Source organism: Delftia sp. WSY_7 (assembly GCF_043104845.1).
GTDB lineage: Bacteria > Pseudomonadota > Gammaproteobacteria > Burkholderiales > Burkholderiaceae_C > Comamonas > Comamonas tsuruhatensis.
This window is the reverse complement of the sequence record NZ_JBICLB010000021.1, coordinates 113,428-128,916: the sequence shown is the minus strand read 5'-3', so window position 1 is coordinate 128,916 and position 15,489 is coordinate 113,428. Positions and strand designations below refer to the sequence as shown.

Annotated in this window: 18 protein-coding genes; 7 read left to right on the top strand and 11 right to left on the bottom strand. The window is 66.8% G+C overall.

The genetic code is table 11. The features are described from left to right. Positions 1-81: 81 nt before the first annotated feature. Positions 82-1,557: an IMP dehydrogenase gene (guaB, locus tag ACF8ME_RS09630; RefSeq protein ID WP_013803023.1), complete on the bottom strand. Its 1,476-nt coding sequence runs from the start codon at positions 1,555-1,557 to the stop codon at positions 82-84. Positions 1,558-1,641: 84 nt separating this feature from the next. On the opposite strand from guaB, the gene ACF8ME_RS09625 reads away from it, so the two are divergent. Further along, positions 1,642-2,196, top strand: coding sequence for a DUF4124 domain-containing protein (locus ACF8ME_RS09625; RefSeq protein ID WP_034364364.1), 555 nt, complete (start codon positions 1,642-1,644; stop codon positions 2,194-2,196). Positions 2,197-2,215: 19 nt separating this feature from the next. Here the strand turns inward: ACF8ME_RS09625 and ACF8ME_RS09620 are convergent, their stop codons facing one another. Together ACF8ME_RS09620 and ACF8ME_RS09615 are read right to left on the bottom strand one after the other, a co-directional pair. Further along, positions 2,216-2,560, bottom strand: a complete 345-nt coding sequence (locus tag ACF8ME_RS09620; RefSeq protein WP_016448868.1) for an RnfH family protein — start codon at positions 2,558-2,560, stop codon at positions 2,216-2,218. Next, complete coding sequence (locus ACF8ME_RS09615) at positions 2,553-3,005, bottom strand: type II toxin-antitoxin system RatA family toxin (RefSeq protein ID WP_392416171.1); 453 nt, start codon at positions 3,003-3,005, stop codon at positions 2,553-2,555. The genes ACF8ME_RS09620 and ACF8ME_RS09615 overlap by 8 nt, the downstream gene beginning before the upstream one ends. Before the next feature lie 168 nt (positions 3,006-3,173). Between ACF8ME_RS09615 and smpB the strand changes: the two genes are divergently transcribed. From smpB to ACF8ME_RS09595, 4 genes are all read left to right on the top strand, one after another. Next, positions 3,174-3,647 (top strand): SsrA-binding protein SmpB, encoded by a 474-nt coding sequence (smpB, locus tag ACF8ME_RS09610; RefSeq protein WP_016448870.1) that lies wholly within the window; start codon positions 3,174-3,176, stop codon positions 3,645-3,647. Between the two features lie 109 nt (positions 3,648-3,756). Further along, complete coding sequence (locus ACF8ME_RS09605) at positions 3,757-4,173, top strand: hypothetical protein (RefSeq protein WP_016448871.1); 417 nt, start codon at positions 3,757-3,759, stop codon at positions 4,171-4,173. Between the two features lie 30 nt (positions 4,174-4,203). Further along, the gene (locus ACF8ME_RS09600) at positions 4,204-4,737 is read left to right on the top strand and encodes an RNA polymerase sigma factor (RefSeq protein WP_016448872.1); all 534 of its coding nucleotides are present in this window, start codon (positions 4,204-4,206) and stop codon (positions 4,735-4,737) included. Between the two features lie 10 nt (positions 4,738-4,747). Then, entirely contained in the window at positions 4,748-5,587 is an 840-nt protein-coding gene (locus tag ACF8ME_RS09595) for an anti-sigma factor (RefSeq protein ID WP_047327213.1), read from the top strand. Between the two features lie 15 nt (positions 5,588-5,602). Here ACF8ME_RS09595 and ACF8ME_RS09590 read toward each other — a convergent pair whose 3' ends face one another. Further along, positions 5,603-6,298 (bottom strand): DAPG hydrolase family protein, encoded by a 696-nt coding sequence (locus ACF8ME_RS09590; protein ID WP_012204844.1) that lies wholly within the window; start codon positions 6,296-6,298, stop codon positions 5,603-5,605. A 156-nt stretch (positions 6,299-6,454) separates the two neighbouring features. Between ACF8ME_RS09590 and ACF8ME_RS09585 the strand changes: the two genes are divergently transcribed. Beyond that, on the top strand, positions 6,455-7,120 hold the full coding sequence (locus ACF8ME_RS09585; protein WP_047327212.1) for a TetR/AcrR family transcriptional regulator: 666 nt from the start codon (positions 6,455-6,457) through the stop codon (positions 7,118-7,120). Between the two features lie 75 nt (positions 7,121-7,195). Here the strand turns inward: ACF8ME_RS09585 and ACF8ME_RS09580 are convergent, their stop codons facing one another. From ACF8ME_RS09580 to ACF8ME_RS09565, 4 genes are all read right to left on the bottom strand, one after another. After that, positions 7,196-8,287 carry an enoyl-CoA hydratase/isomerase family protein gene (locus ACF8ME_RS09580; RefSeq protein WP_016448876.1) on the bottom strand — a complete coding sequence of 364 codons (1,092 nt, stop codon included), beginning with the start codon at positions 8,285-8,287 and terminating at the stop codon, positions 7,196-7,198. 153 nt (positions 8,288-8,440) lie between these two features. Further along, on the bottom strand, positions 8,441-9,454 hold the full coding sequence (locus tag ACF8ME_RS09575) for a tripartite tricarboxylate transporter substrate binding protein (RefSeq protein ID WP_016448877.1): 1,014 nt from the start codon (positions 9,452-9,454) through the stop codon (positions 8,441-8,443). Positions 9,455-9,496: 42 nt separating this feature from the next. Then, the gene (locus ACF8ME_RS09570; protein ID WP_209800357.1) at positions 9,497-9,994 is read right to left on the bottom strand and encodes a MaoC family dehydratase; all 498 of its coding nucleotides are present in this window, start codon (positions 9,992-9,994) and stop codon (positions 9,497-9,499) included. A 1-nt stretch (position 9,995) separates the two neighbouring features. Beyond that, a complete protein-coding gene (locus tag ACF8ME_RS09565) occupies positions 9,996-11,192 on the bottom strand; it encodes a CaiB/BaiF CoA-transferase family protein (protein WP_074923289.1) in 1,197 nt (398 codons plus the stop codon). An 83-nt stretch (positions 11,193-11,275) separates the two neighbouring features. On the opposite strand from ACF8ME_RS09565, the gene ACF8ME_RS09560 reads away from it, so the two are divergent. Beyond that, on the top strand, positions 11,276-12,166 hold the full coding sequence (locus ACF8ME_RS09560) for a LysR family transcriptional regulator (RefSeq protein WP_392416168.1): 891 nt from the start codon (positions 11,276-11,278) through the stop codon (positions 12,164-12,166). 123 nt (positions 12,167-12,289) lie between these two features. On the opposite strand, the gene typA is transcribed toward ACF8ME_RS09560, so the two are convergent. From typA to rbfA, 3 genes are read right to left on the bottom strand one after another with little or no spacing between them, the layout of a single operon-like run. Then, positions 12,290-14,119: a translational GTPase TypA gene (gene typA / locus ACF8ME_RS09555; protein ID WP_034364351.1), complete on the bottom strand. Its 1,830-nt coding sequence runs from the start codon at positions 14,117-14,119 to the stop codon at positions 12,290-12,292. A gap of 23 nt (positions 14,120-14,142) precedes the next feature. Continuing rightward, positions 14,143-15,108 carry a tRNA pseudouridine(55) synthase TruB gene (gene truB / locus ACF8ME_RS09550; RefSeq protein ID WP_016448882.1) on the bottom strand — a complete coding sequence of 322 codons (966 nt, stop codon included), beginning with the start codon at positions 15,106-15,108 and terminating at the stop codon, positions 14,143-14,145. A 4-nt stretch (positions 15,109-15,112) separates the two neighbouring features. Then, positions 15,113-15,484: a 30S ribosome-binding factor RbfA gene (gene rbfA / locus ACF8ME_RS09545; RefSeq protein ID WP_016448883.1), complete on the bottom strand. Its 372-nt coding sequence runs from the start codon at positions 15,482-15,484 to the stop codon at positions 15,113-15,115. Positions 15,485-15,489 lie beyond the last annotated feature (5 nt).

Sequence of the window (15,489 nt, the reverse complement as noted above, 5' to 3'; positions counted from 1 at the left end):
CGTGAGCGCACGAAAAAAAGAGGTCCGGGCAGTGGCTGCCCGGACCTCTTTTCCATCTCGCGCCAAGGCGCTGGACCTGGATCAGTCGGCGCGGTAGTTGGGCGCTTCCTTGGTGATCTGCACGTCATGCACGTGCGATTCACGGATGCCTGCGGCGGTGATCTCCACGAACTCGGCCGTGTTGTTCATCTCTTCGATGGTGGCGCAGCCGCAGTAGCCCATGGCAGCGCGCACGCCGCCGGCCATCTGGTAGACGATGGAGACCATGGAGCCCTTGTAGGGCACGCGGCCTTCGATACCTTCGGGCACGAGCTTGTCGGCATTGGGATTGCCGGTGCTCGATTCCTGGAAGTAGCGGTCGGCCGAGCCCTGCTGCATGGCGCCGATGGAGCCCATGCCGCGATAGCTCTTGTACGAACGGCCCTGGTACAGGATGACTTCGCCCGGAGCCTCTTCGGTGCCGGCGAACATGCCGCCCATCATGATGGTCGAGGCGCCAGCGGCCAGGGCCTTGGCGATGTCGCCCGAGAAGCGGATGCCGCCGTCGGCGATCAGCGGCACGCCCGTGCCCTGCAGGGCCTGGGCCACGCTGTCGATGGCCATGATCTGGGGCACGCCCACACCGGCGACGATGCGCGTGGTGCAGATGGAGCCGGGGCCGATGCCGACCTTGACGGCGTCGGCGCCTGCCTCGGCCAGTGCCAGCGCAGCGGCGCCGGTGGCGATGTTGCCGCCGATGACGTCCACCTGGGGGTAGTTCTGCTTGACCCAGCGCACGCGGTCGATCACGCCCTTGCTGTGGCCGTGGGCCGTGTCCACCACCAGTGCATCGACGCCGGCCTTGACCAGCAGCTCCACGCGCTGCTCGGTACCCTCGCCCACGCCCACGGCGGCGGCCACGCGCAGGCGGCCTGCGCTGTCACGCGCTGCGTTGGGGAAGGTGGTCTGCTTGGTGATGTCCTTGACGGTGATCAGGCCCTTGAGTTCAAAGGCGTCGTTCACGACCAGGATGCGTTCGAGCTTGTGCTTGTTGAGCAGGGCCTTGGCTTCCACGGGCGTGGTGCCGTCCTTCTCGTTGACGGTGATCAGGCGCTCGCGCGGCGTCATGATCTGGCTGACCTTGACGTCGTAGCGGGTCTCGAAGCGCAGGTCGCGGCTGGTGACGATGCCCACCACCTTGCCGCCGTCGCAGACGGGAAAGCCCGAGATGCCGAGGTTCTCGGACAGCTGCAGCACCTGCAGCACGGTGTGCTCGGGGGTGATGACCACGGGGTCGTGCACCACGCCGGATTCGTGGCGCTTGACCTTGGACACTTCGGCGGCCTGCTGCTCGGCCGTCATGTTCTTGTGGATGACGCCGATACCGCCCTCTTGCGCGATGGCAATGGCCAGACGCGCCTCGGTCACGGTGTCCATGGCGGCGGACACAAGGGGAATGTTCAGGGAGATGTTGCGCGAAAAGCGCGTCTTGAGCGAAGTGTCCTTGGGCAGGACCTGGGAGAAAGCGGGGACCAGAAGGACGTCGTCGAAGGTCAGGGCTTTACCGAGAAGGCGCATGTGAGAGCTCCAAAAGAAGGATTGTACCCGTGCGCCGGATCACAATGTATGCTGTAGGCCATTCGGCCCGATCCCCAACTCACCATGCACGCCATCAAGCTTGTTTTGCTAGTCACGCTTGCCGCCTGTTCGCTGCCCGCAGCCGCCCAGTGGCAATGGGTCGACGCCACAGGCCGCAAGGTCTTCAGCGACCGCGCACCGCCTCCTGACATTCCCGCCAAGAACATCCTGCGCCAGCCTGGCGGCAGCACACCGCCGCCTGCCGCCGCGCCCTCCGCCGCTGCGGCAGCTGCGGATGCAGGCACGGCGCCTGCGGCGGACGCCGCGGCACCGGCAGCACCTGCCGCAGCCGCCAAGGACACCAAGCCCGCAGGCACCGACAAGGCCCTGGAAGAGCAAAAGCGCAAGGCCGAAGCCCAGGAGGCCGCCAAGGCCAAGGCGGAAAAGGAACGGATTGCCAAGCAGCGCCAGGACAACTGCGCACGCGCCAAGCAGTCCAAGACCGCGCTGTCTTCGGGCCGCCTGCTGGGCTACACGAATGAGCAGGGCGAGCGCGGCTTCATGGACGACGCCACGCGCGATGCGGAACTCAAGCGCGCCGACGCCATCATCGCCTCCGATTGCGGCGCAATGCGCTGATCGCCGAATCCGGGCCGGCTCAGTAGCCGGCCTTGGCTCCAGGCCTCTGGCGCTGGAACAGCCCCGTGGCCCGAGCGCCCTGGCGTGCGAAACGCTCGCGGCGCGCCACCTTGGGGTCCACGGTCAAGGGCCGGTACAGCTCCACTCGGTCACCGTCGCGCAGGGCTTGCGTCAAAGGCGCGCTGCGGCCCCACAGGCCTGCCGGCCCGGCCTGCGCAAAGCCCAGCGCCTGCCAGCCGCCCGCCGCCGCCACCGCATCGGCAATCGTGGCACCGGCCGGCAATTGCAGAAACAGCTCGACGACTTCGCCGGCGCGCGCACTGCAGGCCAGAGTGATGCGCACAGCGGGCTGTGGCTCAGCCATAGACCTGCTCGGCACGCTTGATGAAGGCATCGACCATGGAGCCTGCAATGCGGTCGAACACCGGGCCGACCACGGCGGCCAGGGCCATGCTGTCGAAACCGTAGTCCAGTTGCAGTTCGACACGGCAGGCGCGCTGCGATCCGTCGCCCACGGGGCGGAACATCCAGTGGCCCTCCAGCCGCGAGAACGGCCCCTTGATCAGGCGGATGCTGACCTGGCGCCCGCCATCGTCGAGCACGCTGTGCGTGTTGCGCGTGACGAAGGACTTGCGCATGCCGCCGAATGCAATGCCCACCTCGGCCGTCATGCCCTGCTCGTCCTGCTCCAGCACCCTGGCCTGATCGCACCAGGGAAGGAAGTCGGCATAGTGGGCCACGTCCGTCACCAGGGCAAACATTTCTTGGGGGCTGTACCAGATCAGGACGGACTTGTTGACTTTTTTCATGAATGGGGCGGGCTGCACGGCATGCAAAACACCGGCAGCGCCGCCATGGCACAGCCGGCTGTCACAATGACGGCAAGGCGAAACTAAAATCCCGCACGGCGGGAAGACGGCAATCCAGTATTGTAGGGAGACCTTTCATCTCCAGGTTTTCGCCGCATCTATTACTCCATGGCCAAGAAACCTGAAACACAGTCGCGCATCGCCGACAACAAAAAAGCCGCATTCAACTACTTCTTCGAGGAACGCTTCGAGGCCGGCATCGTGCTGCACGGCTGGGAAGTGAAGGCACTGCGCAGCGGCAAGGTGCAGTTGACGGACGGCTACGTCATCGTCAAGGACGGCGAGCTGTTCCTGCTCGGCTGCCAGATCAACCCGCTCAAGACCGCCTCCACCCACGTCAACCCCGACGCGGCGCGCATCAAGAAGCTGCTGCTCAAGAAGGACGACATCCTGCGCCTGATCGGCAAGGTGGAGCAAAAGGGCTTTACCCTGGTGCCCATCAACCTTCACTGGAAGAACGGCTATGTCAAATGCGACATTGCCCTGGCCAAGGGCAAGGCCGAGCACGACAAGCGCGACGTGATCAAGGACCGCGAAGGCAAGCGCGAGGTCGAGCGCGCCATGAAGAGCTTCAACCGTTGACGGGCATCCGCAGCTTTTTTTGCACTGCTGCGGAATAAACCGGCACGGTCCAGTGTTCATTGCAGTGTCCGGCCGCAATTTCGCGCGCCGGCAAGCACCGGAGACAGCGATGAAGAAGCTCGGCATGAAACTTGGTACCTGTGCCTTCACGGCAGCCCTGACATTGGCCCTGGCAGGCTGCTATTCCGCGCCTGCGGCCAACGCCTCTGGCCAGACGCCGCCCAGTGCGGTCAGCGTGCAAAACGGCATTCTGGTCGGCGCCAACGGCATGACGCTCTATACCTTCGACAAGGACACGGCCGGCAGTGGCAAGTCCGTCTGCAATGGCCCCTGCGCGACCAACTGGCCGCCCCTGATGGGCAAGCAGGCGCCCTCTGGCGGCAACTACAGCGTGATCCAGCGCGACGATGGCAGCAGCCAGATCGCCTACAAGGGCAAGCCCCTGTACTACTGGGTGAAGGACGGCAAGGCCGGCGATACCACGGGCGACGGCGTCATGGGCGTCTGGCATACCGCACGCCCCTGAGTCCGGCCCCCTGCGCGATCGGACCTGCCCATGGACCGCAGCCAGATCCTGGAGCACCTGCCCGGCCTGCGCCGCTACGCGCGGCTGCTGGCAGGCGATGCCTGGGCAGCCGACGACCTGGTGCAGGACACGCTGGAACGCGCCTGCCGCAAATGGCTGCTGTGGCGCTCCGATGGCGATCTGCGCGCCTGGCTGTTCACCCTGATGCACAACCTCTACCTGAACCAGCGGCGCTCTGCCGCACGAGGGCAGTGGCTGGACATCGACAGCCTGTCCGAGTCCCTGGCAGCGCCCGAGGACAGCAGCGACGCTGCCCTGGACCTGGAGCGCTGCCTGCAGCGCCTGCCCGCCGAGCAGCGGGCCGTGCTGCTGCTGGTCAGCGTGGAGGACATGAGCTATGCCGACACGGCGCGCGTGCTGCAGCTGCCCCTGGGCACCGTGATGTCGCGCCTGTCGCGCGCACGCTCCCGGTTGCGCGAGCTGATGGAGGCACCGCCCGCAGCTTCGCCCGCCCAGACTGCTGCACCCCAAGCCGCAGCCCCGTCGCTGCGCCGGCTCAAATGACGAGGCCGCCATGACTGCCCCCGCCCCCACCTCCCCCTCCTCCTCCTGTGTCTCGGCTGCCACGGCCATCCCCGACGAGCAGCTGCATGCCCTGGTCGATGACCGCCTGCCGGCCCCACAGGCACAGGCGCTGCGCGAGCAGCTGGATGCAGACAGCGCAGCACGCGTGGAGCAATGGCAGCGCCAGCGGCAGCTGCTGCGCGCCCTGCACGGCGCCCGCAGCGAACCGCCCATGCCCGATGAAATGCGCGCCGCCGCCGAGCAGCTGCAGGGCCTGCAACAGCGCCAGCAGCAATGGTGGCGCTGGGGCGGCATGGCCGCAGGCTGGCTGCTGGCCTTCGGCCTGGGCTGGCTGGTGCACGGGCAGCAGGCAGCGCCTGCGGCACCCTCAACGGCGGACACGCTGGCCGCTGCCGCACCTGCCCGCTTCGCCCATCAGGCAGCAGTCGCCCACGCGGTCTACCAGCCCGAGCAGCGCCACCCGGTCGAGGTCGAGGCAGCGCAACAGGCCCATTTGCTGCAATGGCTTTCCAAGCGCCTGGGCCGGCCGCTGAAGCTGCCAGCCCTCACGGAACTGGGCTATGAGCTGGTGGGCGGCCGGCTGCTGCCCGGCGACAGCGGCGCACGCGCCCAGTTCATGTACCAGGATGCGGCCGGCGAGCGCATCACCCTGTATCTGGGCGCGCTGGAGGACCCGGCCACGCGTGGCGAGACCGCCTTTCGCTTCAGCAGCGACGGCCCCGTGCCCAGCTTCTACTGGGTGGACCAGGGCTTTGGCTATGCCCTCAGCGGCGCCCTGCCGCGCAACCGACTGCTGCAGCTGGCCACGGCCGTGCACCAGCAGCTTTGAAGCCTGGGGCCACGGCTACCAGGGCAGCGGCGCCGCCTCGCCGTTGCCATGTTCGCCGTAGTACAGCGAGGGCAGAAAGCGCGACAGGTAGGTGAACTCCGTGTAGCAGTGGCGCAGCAGGCCCAGGCCCAGCGCGTCGGGCAGCTCGGCCGCCGGGTCGGCGCAGGACTGGCCCAGCAAAAAGCGGCTGCGCAGCACGCAGCCAAAAGGCGTGTCACGCGCCAGGTGCACCATCTGCCCGTCCATGGGGTCCCCGCTGGCGTCCAGCTGCACATGCTCGCCGAAGCCGATGCGCGCATACACGGCGGCCGATGCGCGTTTTTCGGCAAAGGCCAGCTCCAGCTGCGCAGGGTCGAAAAGCTCGCGCGGATCGTGGAACTTGAGCCTGGCCGCCACGGGCGGAATATCGGCCAGGGACTCCACGGCCTCGATGGAGGCGCCTATGTAGCTCTCGCCCTTCTTCCATTGCGCATCCCAGCCGCGATGTGCGATGTGGTCATGCGGATGCCACCACTTGATGTGCTGCGTGGTCTCGAAGAACTTGAACCACCAGTCCAGCATGCGGCCGCTGCAGCCGTGCAGGTCGGTGCGGCAGGCCACCACCAGACAGCCGCTGGGCAGGCGCTGGATTCCCGTCTCCAGCCGCAGCGGCGTGATGTGCAGCAGCTCGTCGATGCGGGAAATGTCGGGCTCGAAGGCATGGGAGTTCATGGGTGTTTTCCGTTCCTGGGTTGATGAGGAAAAGCCATCTTATATTAAAGAAACGAACAACGTTTCCAAACAATCGGATAATCCCAGCCGGGTAACAAAATGCTGCACAACCAGGCACGACCCTGCACAACACCGAACGGAACGACAAGAAATCCAATGGAAACCGAAATCACTCCTGTGGCCCCCAGGCCGCGCGGGCGGCCGGCCCGGCCCGAGCACGAGGCCAACGATGCCGCCCTGTCCGCCGCCACCTGGCTCTTGCTCAATGAAGGCTATGCCGCCACCACCATGGAAGCCGTGGCCAGGCGCGCGGGGCTGGCCAAGAAGACGCTCTACCGCTTTGCCGCCAACCGCGAGGATCTGGTGGCCCTGGTGGTGCGCAGCTGGACCGACGGTTTCCGCCCCGCCCTGTCGGCCGATGCGCAGTCGGCCTCAGAGGTGGCTCCGGCGCTGGCCGAGATCCTGCGCGTGATTGCCGCGCGCGTGCTGTCGGCCGAGGCGGTGGGGATGTTCCGCCTGCTCACCACCGATTTCCCCGCCAAGCCCGAGTTGCTGGAGGTCTACCAGCGCAACGGCATAGAGCGCGGCCGCGGCATGCTGGTGGACTGGCTGCGGCGCCAGTGCGCGAAGGGGTTGCTCAGGGCAGAGCAGCCCGATGTCATCTGCGACCTGTTGCTGTCCATGGCCATTGCCGAGCCGCTGCGGCAGATGGCCCTGGGCCTGACGCCGCCCGTGCCCGAATGGGATCCGGGCCCGCGCATTGACGACGCGGTACGGCTGCTGGCAGGCCATTCCTGCCGCATGGAGCCCGCTGATTGCTGAACCGAAAAAAAGGCCATCCGGCGCGGTGCCGGATAGCCTTTTGAACCCTTGGAGGTTTGAGCAACCGCCGCGCGATCAGTCCAGCGCCGCCAGCGGGTGCGAGTGCACGGGCCAGGGGCTGTCGAAGAAGGCACGCCATTGCGCGTCCTGCACGTCTTCGATGCGCGCAGGGTTCCAGCGCGGTTGGTGGTCCTTGTCCACGGCCAGGGCGCGAATGCCTTCGATGGTCTCGCTCTGGCCGGGGCGCAGGTAAAAGCAGTGGCGCACCATGTCGCGCTCCATGCGCAGGTCCTGGGCCAGTGTCATGCCGCGTGCGCGGCGAATCTGCTCCAGCACCACGTGCAGCATCAGCGGCGAGCGCTTGCGCAGCGTGGCTGCCGTGTGCTGCGCCCACTCGCCATCCGCCGCTTCCAGTGCCTGCACCATGGCAGCCACCGTGGGCAGGGCAAACACGCGGTCGATCTCGGCGCGGGGCTGGGCCGCTGGCTTGGCCGGGGCCGTGAACTTCGACTTCACCAGCGCCTCGACGGCCGCTGCATCGGCAAAGCTGCCGGCGGCCAGGGCATCCCACAGCGCAGGCTGCTGGTCCGAGGGCAGATAGCCATCGGCCAGGCCGAAGTCCAGCGCGTCGGCCGCGCCGATCACGTCGCCCGTCAGCGCCAGCCACTCACCCGCGTGACCGGGGCAGCGCGATAGGAAGTAGCCGCCACCCACATCGGGGAACAGGCCGATGGCCGTCTCGGGCATGGCCATCTTGGTACGCTCGGTGACGATGCGCAGCGTGCCGCCCTGGCTGATGCCCATGCCGCCGCCCATGACGATGCCGTCCATGAAGGCGATGTAGGGCTTGCCGAAGGTGTGGATCAGGTGGTTGAGCGCGTACTCCTCGGTGAAGAAGTCCTCCAGCTGGGGATTGCCCGTGCTGCCTGCGCCGTGCAGAAAACGGATGTCGCCGCCCGCGCAGAAGGCGCCGAAGGCCCCTTCCTTGCCCATGCCGCGGATGGCCACGGCCAGCACCTGATCGTCCTTTTGCCAGGCCAGCAGGGTGGCCAGCAGATCGCGCACCATGCCCAGCGACAGCGCGTTCAGCGCCTTGGCCCGGTTCAAGGTGATCATGCCAATGCGGCCCCGCACTTCGCTGAGGACTTCGCCGGCAGCTCCCGTCATATCTTGCTCCTTGTTGCTATGCATGCCCTGCCCCGGCAGCCCGGGGCGATGAGCCGCAACCATAGCTGAAAATCCGCGCCCACCCCTGACAAACAGGTGCCAATTTGCGCAAGTGCACGACAGGGCGGGCAGCCGCCGCGCACCGCAGCGCACTCAGTCCAGAGAGACGCCCGTGCTCTTGACCACGCCGGCCCAGCGCTTGATCTCGCTGCGGATGTAGGCGCCGTATTCCTCGGGCGTGGAACCCAGGCCTTCGGCGCCTTGCAGCTGCAGCTTCTCGACCACGCCCGGGTCCTTGAGCGCGCGCATCAGCTCCTGGTTGAGCCGCTGGATGATGGCGGCTGGCGTCTTCGCGGGCACCATCACGCCCTGCCAGGCCCCGGCCTCGAAGCCGGACATGCCGCTTTCGGCCAGCGTGGGTGCATCGGGGAAGTTGGGCAGGCGCTTGGAGGAACTCACGGCCAGCAGCTTGAGCCGTCCCTCCTTGATGAAGGGTGCGACGGAGTTAATGGTGTCGGTCATGAAGTCGATCTGCCCGGCCACCAGATCCACGTCGGCCGGCGCGCTGCCCTTGTAGGGCACGTGGCTGGCCTCGATCTGGTAGTGCTGCACGACCTGGAAGGCCGCCAGGTGCGTGACATTGCCGTTGCCGGCCGAACCATAGGACAGCTGGCCCGCCTTGTCCCTGGCATGGCGCACGAACTCCTGCACGTTCTTCACCGGCAGCTTGGGGTTGACCACCAGGCCCAGCGGCACCACGGCCGTCAGCGCCACAGGCATCAGGTCCTTGTTCACGTCGTAGCTCATCTTCTTGTAGAGCGACGGGCTCAGCGCAATCGACGAAGTGTTGTAGAGCACGGTGTAGCCATCGGGCGCGGCCTTGGCCACCAGGGCGTTGCCGATGTTGCCGTTGGCGCCGGGCCGGTTGTCCACGATCACGGTCTGGCCCAGTTGCTGCCCCACCTGCTGGGCCAGCACGCGCGCCACCAGGTCGGTGGGCCCGCCCGGCGGGAAAGGCACAACCAGCGTGATGGGCTTGCTGGGCCAGGGCTGCTGGGCCAGGGCCGCCCCCGGCACTGCCGCTGCGGCTGCCATGCAGGCCGCCACGGCGGCCAGCACCCTGCGCCGCCCTTGTCTGCCTGCGGCCTTGTTGCCTTTCTTGTCCATGCTGTTGTCTCCTGGTGTCGTTATGGGAATTCTTTTGTCCGTCTAGCTGCGTCCGGCCAGCAGGCGCACGGCCGTGTACTCCATGACCTTGTGGTGGCCCTGGTTGAAGACCTCGATGCGCGAGGTGACGACGGCGCGGTTGCCCTTGGAGGTGGGCTTGATGGCGGTGACTTCGACCAGGGCCTCGATGGTGTCGCCCACCAGCACGGGGCCGAGGATCTTCTGGTGCAGCTCCAGCATGGCCAGGCCCGTGCCCTGGATCATGCTTTGCAGGATGAAGCCTTCGATCAGCGTATAGGTCATGGCGCCCGGCACGGGGCGGCCGGCAATGGCGCCGCCGTCGTAGCCCTCCTCGATGAAGATGGCCTCCAGCATGCCCGTGGCATTGATGAAGGCGACCAGGTCGGACTCGGTCACGGTGCGGCGGAAGGTGCGCAGCTGCTGGCCAACCTGCAGGTCCTGCCAGAAGAAGCCCTGGCCCATGCGGGGCACGGCGTTCCAGGCGGCGCCAGGGTGGGGCTGCGGGGTGTTCACTGTCATCTCATGTCTCCTGTTGCGTGATCTGCAGGCCGGCGATGCGCTCGGCGCTCCAGCCCGCCTGGGCCAGCAGCGCCGCCGTGTGCTCGCCCAGGCGCGGTGGCATGCCCATGGGGGCCTGCCGGCCATCCATGCGCACGGAGGAGCGAGGCAGGTGCACGGTGCCCATGGCGGCGTCGTGCAGCGGCACGAAGAACTCCGTGGCCTGCAGGTGTGGATCGGCAGGCAGATCGTCCATGCGTGCCACCGGGGCGGCAGGAATCTCCAGGCGCTGGCAGGTATCGAGCCAGTGCTGGGTGCCGTGCAGGGCCACATGCTCGCCTGCGGTCTCCAGCAGCTCGGCAATGTGGGCCGTGCGGCTGGCCTGGCTGGCAAAGCGCGCATCCAGGGCCAGCTGCGGCTGGCCCACGGCGGCGAAGAAGCGCTGCCAGTGCGCATCGGTGTACGGCATCATGCAGACGTGGCCGTCCAGCGTTCGGTAGGGCTTGCGCCAGGGCGCCATCACGCGCGGGTAGCCAGCGCCGCTGAGCGCGGGGCTGAAGTGCATGCCGTAGAAATGCTCGACCAGGTTGAAGCCCACCATGGTCTCGTACATGGGCACTTCCACAAAGCAGCCGTGGCCGCTGCGCTCGCGCTGGAACAGCGCCGCCAGCACGGCATGCGCGGCCACCAGGGCGCAGGTCTTGTCGGCCGCAATGGTGGGCAGGTAGCGCGCCTCGCCCGTCTGGCGCTCCATCAGGTCGGCCAGGCCGCTCATGCCCTGGATGACGTCGTCGTAGGCGGGCATGCCTGCATAGGGGCCGTCCTCGCCAAAGCCATGCAGGCCTGCATAGACCAGGCGCGGATAGCGCTCGCGCAGCGTGTCGGGGTCCAGGCCCAGCGGGGCCAGCTTCTGCGGGCGCATGCTGTGCATGAACACATCGGCCGTGGCCAGCAGCGCATGCAGGGCCTGGCGCGCCTCGTCCTGCTTGAGATCGAGCACCACGCTCTTCTTGCTGCGGTTGGTGCCCATGAACATGGCCGCCATGCCGGGCTCCACGGCAGGGCCGGTGTGGCGCGTGGAGTCGCCGGCCGGCGGCTCGATCTTGATGACTTCGGCGCCATAGTCGGCCAGCACCTGGCTGGCCAGCGGCCCGAACACCACGCTGGACAGATCCAGCACCCGAATCCCTGTCAACGCAGCCTGCACTGTGGTCTCCATGTTGCTTCAGGGAGCCAGTATTTGATATCTTTGAAGTTGCGTCTAAGACTTAATTCAGCATCGCTGATACACGGTGGATATCAATGGACCTGCGCCAACTGCGTCACTTCGTCACCCTGGCCCGCACGCTCAACTACCGGCAGGCGGCCGAGCAGCTGCACATGTCGCAGCCGCCGCTGTCCCAATCCATCCGCCGGCTCGAAGACAGCCTGGGCGTGCAGCTGTTCCAGCGCGACCGCCGGGGCACGGAGATGACCGAGGCAGGCCGGGCGGCCCTGGAAAGTGCCGAGCTGGCACTGCACCATGCGCGCCAGGTGCAGGAGGTCTCGCAGGCCACGGCCAGCGGCGAGCGCGGCCGGCTGCACATAGGCTTCATAGGCTCGGCCACGTTCTCGCTGATTCCACGGCTGGTGCAGGCCTTTCGCAGCGAATATCCACTGATCGACCTGGTGCTGACCGAATCGACCACGCGCGAGATCTGCGCGCAGGTGGCCAGCGGCGATTTCGATGCCGGCCTGCTGCGCTACCCGGTGACGCAGGCCACCGAGCTGTCCATCACGCCCGTGGAAAAGGACGAACTGGTGGCCGTGCTGCCCGAAGGCAACCCGCTGCTGCAGCGGCCCGCCTTGCGGCTGCGGGATCTGGCCGACCAGCCCTTCGTCAACTACCGCCCCAGCGAAGTGCCCGGCCTGCATGCGCTGGTGGTGCTGGCCTGCCAGAACGCGGGTTTCATGCCCCAGGTCAAGCAGCATGCGGTGCAGGCCCAGACCCTGGTCAGCCTGGTGGGCGCGGGCCTGGGCGTGGCCCTGGTGCCGGCCATCGTGGCCAAGGGCAGCACGCCGGGCGTGGTGTTCCGCACGCTGCAAGACGCCGGGACCCTGCCCTCCATCGGCCTGGCCCTGGCGCTCAACCCGCACCAGAGCGCAGCGTCCGGCCAGCGCCTGCGCGAATTGCTGCTGCGGCTGAATGCCTGACGGACGGCCTGGCGGACGGCGTGGCAGAAGCCGCCGCAGAAAAGACAAAGGCCGCGGATGCGGCCTTTGACAATGAGGGCGGCTAAGCCGGCTGGCTTGCGCGCGCCCTCGGCGCCACGGCGCTTATGCGCCTGCGCGCGAAGCGCGCTTGCGCTCGTTCTCGGACAGGTGGCGCTTGCGCACGCGGATGCTCTTGGGGGTGATTTCCACCAGCTCGTCGTCCTCGATGAATTCCACCGCGTATTCCAGCGACAGGTCGATCGGGGGCGTGATCTTGATGGCATCTTCCTTGCCGGACACGCGGAAGTTGGTCAGCTGCTTGGTACGCGTGGCGTTGACCACCAGGTCGTTGTCACGGCTGTGGATGCCGATGATCATGCCTTCGTACACGGGATCGTTGGCCTTGACGAACATGCGGCCACGGTCGTCCAGCTTGCCCAGGGCGTAGGTGAAGATTTCGCCTTCGTCCATGGAGATCAGCACACCGTTCTTGCGGCCGCCGATTTCGCCCTTGTGCGGCTCGTAGCTGTCGAAGATGTTGGAGATCAGGCCGGAACCACGGGTCAGGTTCAGGAATTCGTTGGTGAAGCCGATCAGGCCACGCGCAGGAATGCGGTATTCCAGGCGCACGCGGCCGCGGCCATCGGGTTCCATGTTGACCAGCTCGCCCTTGCGCTCGCCCAGGGCCTGCATCACGCCACCCTGGTGGCCTTCCTCGATGTCGGCCGTCACCAGCTCGATGGGCTCGTGGCGCACGCCGTCCACGTCGCGGTAGACCACGCGGGGCTTGGACACGGCCAGCTCGTAGCCTTCACGGCGCATTTCTTCCAGCAGGATGGTCAGGTGCAGTTCGCCGCGGCCCGACACTTCGAAGATGCCGTCTTCGTCGGTTTCCTTGACACGCAGGGCCACGTTGGAACGCAGTTCCTTTTGCAGGCGGTCCCAGATCTGGCGGCTGGTCACGAACTTGCCTTCACGACCTGCCAGCGGCGAGGTGTTGACGCAGAAGTTCATGGTCAGCGTGGGCTCGTCGATCTTGAGCATCGGCAGCGGCTGGGGGTTCAGCGGGTCGGTCAGCGTGACGCCCATGCCCAGGTCGGCGATGCCGTTGACCAGCACGATGTCGCTGGGGCCGGCTTCGGTCACCTGCACGCGGTCGATGCCCTGGAACTTCAGAACCTGGTTGATGCGGCCCTTGTAGCTCTTGCCGTCAGGACCTTCCATGACCAGCACGTCGGTCGAAGGCTTGAGCGTGCCGGAGGTGATGCGGCCCACGCCGATGCGGCCCACGAAGGTGGAGTAGTCCAGCGCCGAGATCTGCATTTGCAGCGGAGCGGCGGGATCGCCCTTGACCGAAGGCACGTGCTTCAGGATGGTGTCGAACAGGGCCGACATGTCGGGGCCCCACTGCTCGCCCGGAGCGCCTTCTTCCAGCGAGGTCCAGCCGTTGATGCCCGAGGCGTACACCACGGGGAAGTCCAGCTGCTCGTCGGTGGCACCCAGCTTGTCGAACAGGTCGAACGCGGCGTTGACCACGTAGTCGGGACGCGCGCCGGGCTTGTCCACCTTGTTGACCACGAGGATGGGCTTCAGGCCCAGGGCCAGCGCCTTCTTGGTCACGAAGCGCGTCTGGGGCATGGGGCCTTCCTGCGCGTCGATCAGCAGCACCACGCCGTCGACCATGGACAGGGCACGCTCCACTTCACCGCCGAAGTCCGCGTGGCCGGGTGTGTCGAGGATGTTGATGTGCGTGTCGTTCCAGCTCACGGCGCAGTTCTTGGCCAGGATGGTGATGCCACGCTCGCGTTCGATGGCGTTGTTGTCCATCACCGTGTCCACGACTTTCTCGTGTTCGGCGAAGGTTCCGGATTGGCGCAGCAGCTGGTCCACCATGGTGGTTTTGCCGTGGTCCACGTGGGCGATGATCGCGATATTGCGGATTTGTTTGCTCATAGTGTTTTCCCATTGCCGCAGCGTCATGGGCGCGGCGTGTCTTCCAAAATCTGTTGAATTTCCAGTGAACTGAGCAGGCGGGCGGGGATGAGTTCCCCACGCACCACGCGCCCCACCCCCAGCAGAGCCTGGGGGTTTTCGCCATACACAGCCACCGCCTCGGCATCGGCCCAAGCGCCCTTGCGGGGCAGGCCCGTGAGAAAACGGGCCGCATCTTGCTCGCCCAGCGTGACAGCCGTGTGGCTGGCCAGCAAGGCATCGACAGGCTGCAACTGCTGCAGACGCTCGTCCTCGCCCATGGCGGCCAGCGCCTCCAGCGAGATACAGCGCTCGACACCCAGCCCGCCGGTGTCGATACGGCGCAGCGCGCGCAGGTGCGCGCCGCAGCCCAGGGCCTCTCCCACGTCCTCCGCCAGCGTGCGGATATAGGTGCCCTTGCTGCAGGTCACCAGCATCCGGATCGCCGGCTGGCCTTGGCTGTCTTGCGTCAGCGAAAGCTCCAGTGCGTGGATTGTCACTTCGCGCGCCGGACGCTCGACTTCGATGCCGGCACGCGCATATTCATAAAGAGCCTTGCCGTCCTTCTTGAGCGCGCTGTACATGGGCGGCACCTGGCGGATGGGGCCCGTGAACTGCGCCTGCACGGCGGCAAGCCGCTCGGCCGTGAGGGCGGCGGGATCGATGGCGCGCTCGCGCAGCACCTCGCCCTCGGCATCGGCCGTGGTCGTGGTCTGGCCCAGGCGCGCAATCGCCTCGTAGGTCTTGGCAGCTTCGAGCTGCAACTGGCTGAACTTGGTCGCCGCACCGAAGCACAGCGGCAGCACGCCGGTGGCCAACGGGTCCAGCGTGCCGGTGTGTCCGGCCTTTTCGGCGCGCAGCAACCACTTGACCTTCTGCAAGGCGTCGTTGCTGGACAGCTCCAGCGGTTTGTCGAGCAGCAACACCCCATGCACAGGGCGCCGCTGCACCCTTGTGCGTGGCGCGTTCATGGGGCTACTCTTCCTTCCCGCGCGAGGAGACGGCCTTGGCGATCAAGGCGTTCATGTCGGCCGCACGCTCGGTGGTGCGGTCGTAGATGAAGTGCAGCGTGGGCACGGTATGGATGTGCAGGCGCTTGAACAGGCCGTTGCGCAGGAAGCCTGCGGCCTGGTTCAGGGCGTCCTGCGTCTCCTGCGGATCGCCGATCAGCAGGCTGAAGTAGACCTTGGCGTGGGCATAGTCCGGAGTCACCTCCACGCTTTGCAGCGTCACCATGCCCACGCGCGGGTCCTTCAACTCGCGTGCGATCAGCTCCGCCAGATCCCGCTGGATCTGGTCGGAGACTTTGAAGCTGCGGTTCGGCGCAGCGGACTTGCGTGTTGCCATGTCGA

Bases quoted from the DNA above. Each gene is read 5' to 3' on its own strand.
- guaB (WP_013803023.1), bottom strand. From the start codon at position 1,557: ATGCGCCTTCTCGGTAAAGCCCTGACCTTCGACGACGTCCTTCTGGTC.
- ACF8ME_RS09625 (WP_034364364.1), top strand. From the start codon at position 1,642: ATGCACGCCATCAAGCTTGTTTTGCTAGTCACGCTTGCCGCCTGTTCG.
- ACF8ME_RS09620 (WP_016448868.1), bottom strand. From the start codon at position 2,560: ATGGCTGAGCCACAGCCCGCTGTGCGCATCACTCTGGCCTGCAGTGCG.
- ACF8ME_RS09615 (WP_392416171.1), bottom strand. From the start codon at position 3,005: ATGAAAAAAGTCAACAAGTCCGTCCTGATCTGGTACAGCCCCCAAGAA.
- smpB (WP_016448870.1), top strand. From the start codon at position 3,174: ATGGCCAAGAAACCTGAAACACAGTCGCGCATCGCCGACAACAAAAAA.
- ACF8ME_RS09605 (WP_016448871.1), top strand. From the start codon at position 3,757: ATGAAGAAGCTCGGCATGAAACTTGGTACCTGTGCCTTCACGGCAGCC.
- ACF8ME_RS09600 (WP_016448872.1), top strand. From the start codon at position 4,204: ATGGACCGCAGCCAGATCCTGGAGCACCTGCCCGGCCTGCGCCGCTAC.
- ACF8ME_RS09595 (WP_047327213.1), top strand. From the start codon at position 4,748: ATGACTGCCCCCGCCCCCACCTCCCCCTCCTCCTCCTGTGTCTCGGCT.
- ACF8ME_RS09590 (WP_012204844.1), bottom strand. From the start codon at position 6,298: ATGAACTCCCATGCCTTCGAGCCCGACATTTCCCGCATCGACGAGCTG.
- ACF8ME_RS09585 (WP_047327212.1), top strand. From the start codon at position 6,455: ATGGAAACCGAAATCACTCCTGTGGCCCCCAGGCCGCGCGGGCGGCCG.
- ACF8ME_RS09580 (WP_016448876.1), bottom strand. From the start codon at position 8,287: ATGACGGGAGCTGCCGGCGAAGTCCTCAGCGAAGTGCGGGGCCGCATT.
- ACF8ME_RS09575 (WP_016448877.1), bottom strand. From the start codon at position 9,454: ATGGACAAGAAAGGCAACAAGGCCGCAGGCAGACAAGGGCGGCGCAGG.
- ACF8ME_RS09570 (WP_209800357.1), bottom strand. From the start codon at position 9,994: ATGACAGTGAACACCCCGCAGCCCCACCCTGGCGCCGCCTGGAACGCC.
- ACF8ME_RS09565 (WP_074923289.1), bottom strand. From the start codon at position 11,192: ATGGAGACCACAGTGCAGGCTGCGTTGACAGGGATTCGGGTGCTGGAT.
- ACF8ME_RS09560 (WP_392416168.1), top strand. From the start codon at position 11,276: ATGGACCTGCGCCAACTGCGTCACTTCGTCACCCTGGCCCGCACGCTC.
- typA (WP_034364351.1), bottom strand. From the start codon at position 14,119: ATGAGCAAACAAATCCGCAATATCGCGATCATCGCCCACGTGGACCAC.
- truB (WP_016448882.1), bottom strand. From the start codon at position 15,108: ATGAACGCGCCACGCACAAGGGTGCAGCGGCGCCCTGTGCATGGGGTG.
- rbfA (WP_016448883.1), bottom strand. From the start codon at position 15,484: ATGGCAACACGCAAGTCCGCTGCGCCGAACCGCAGCTTCAAAGTCTCC.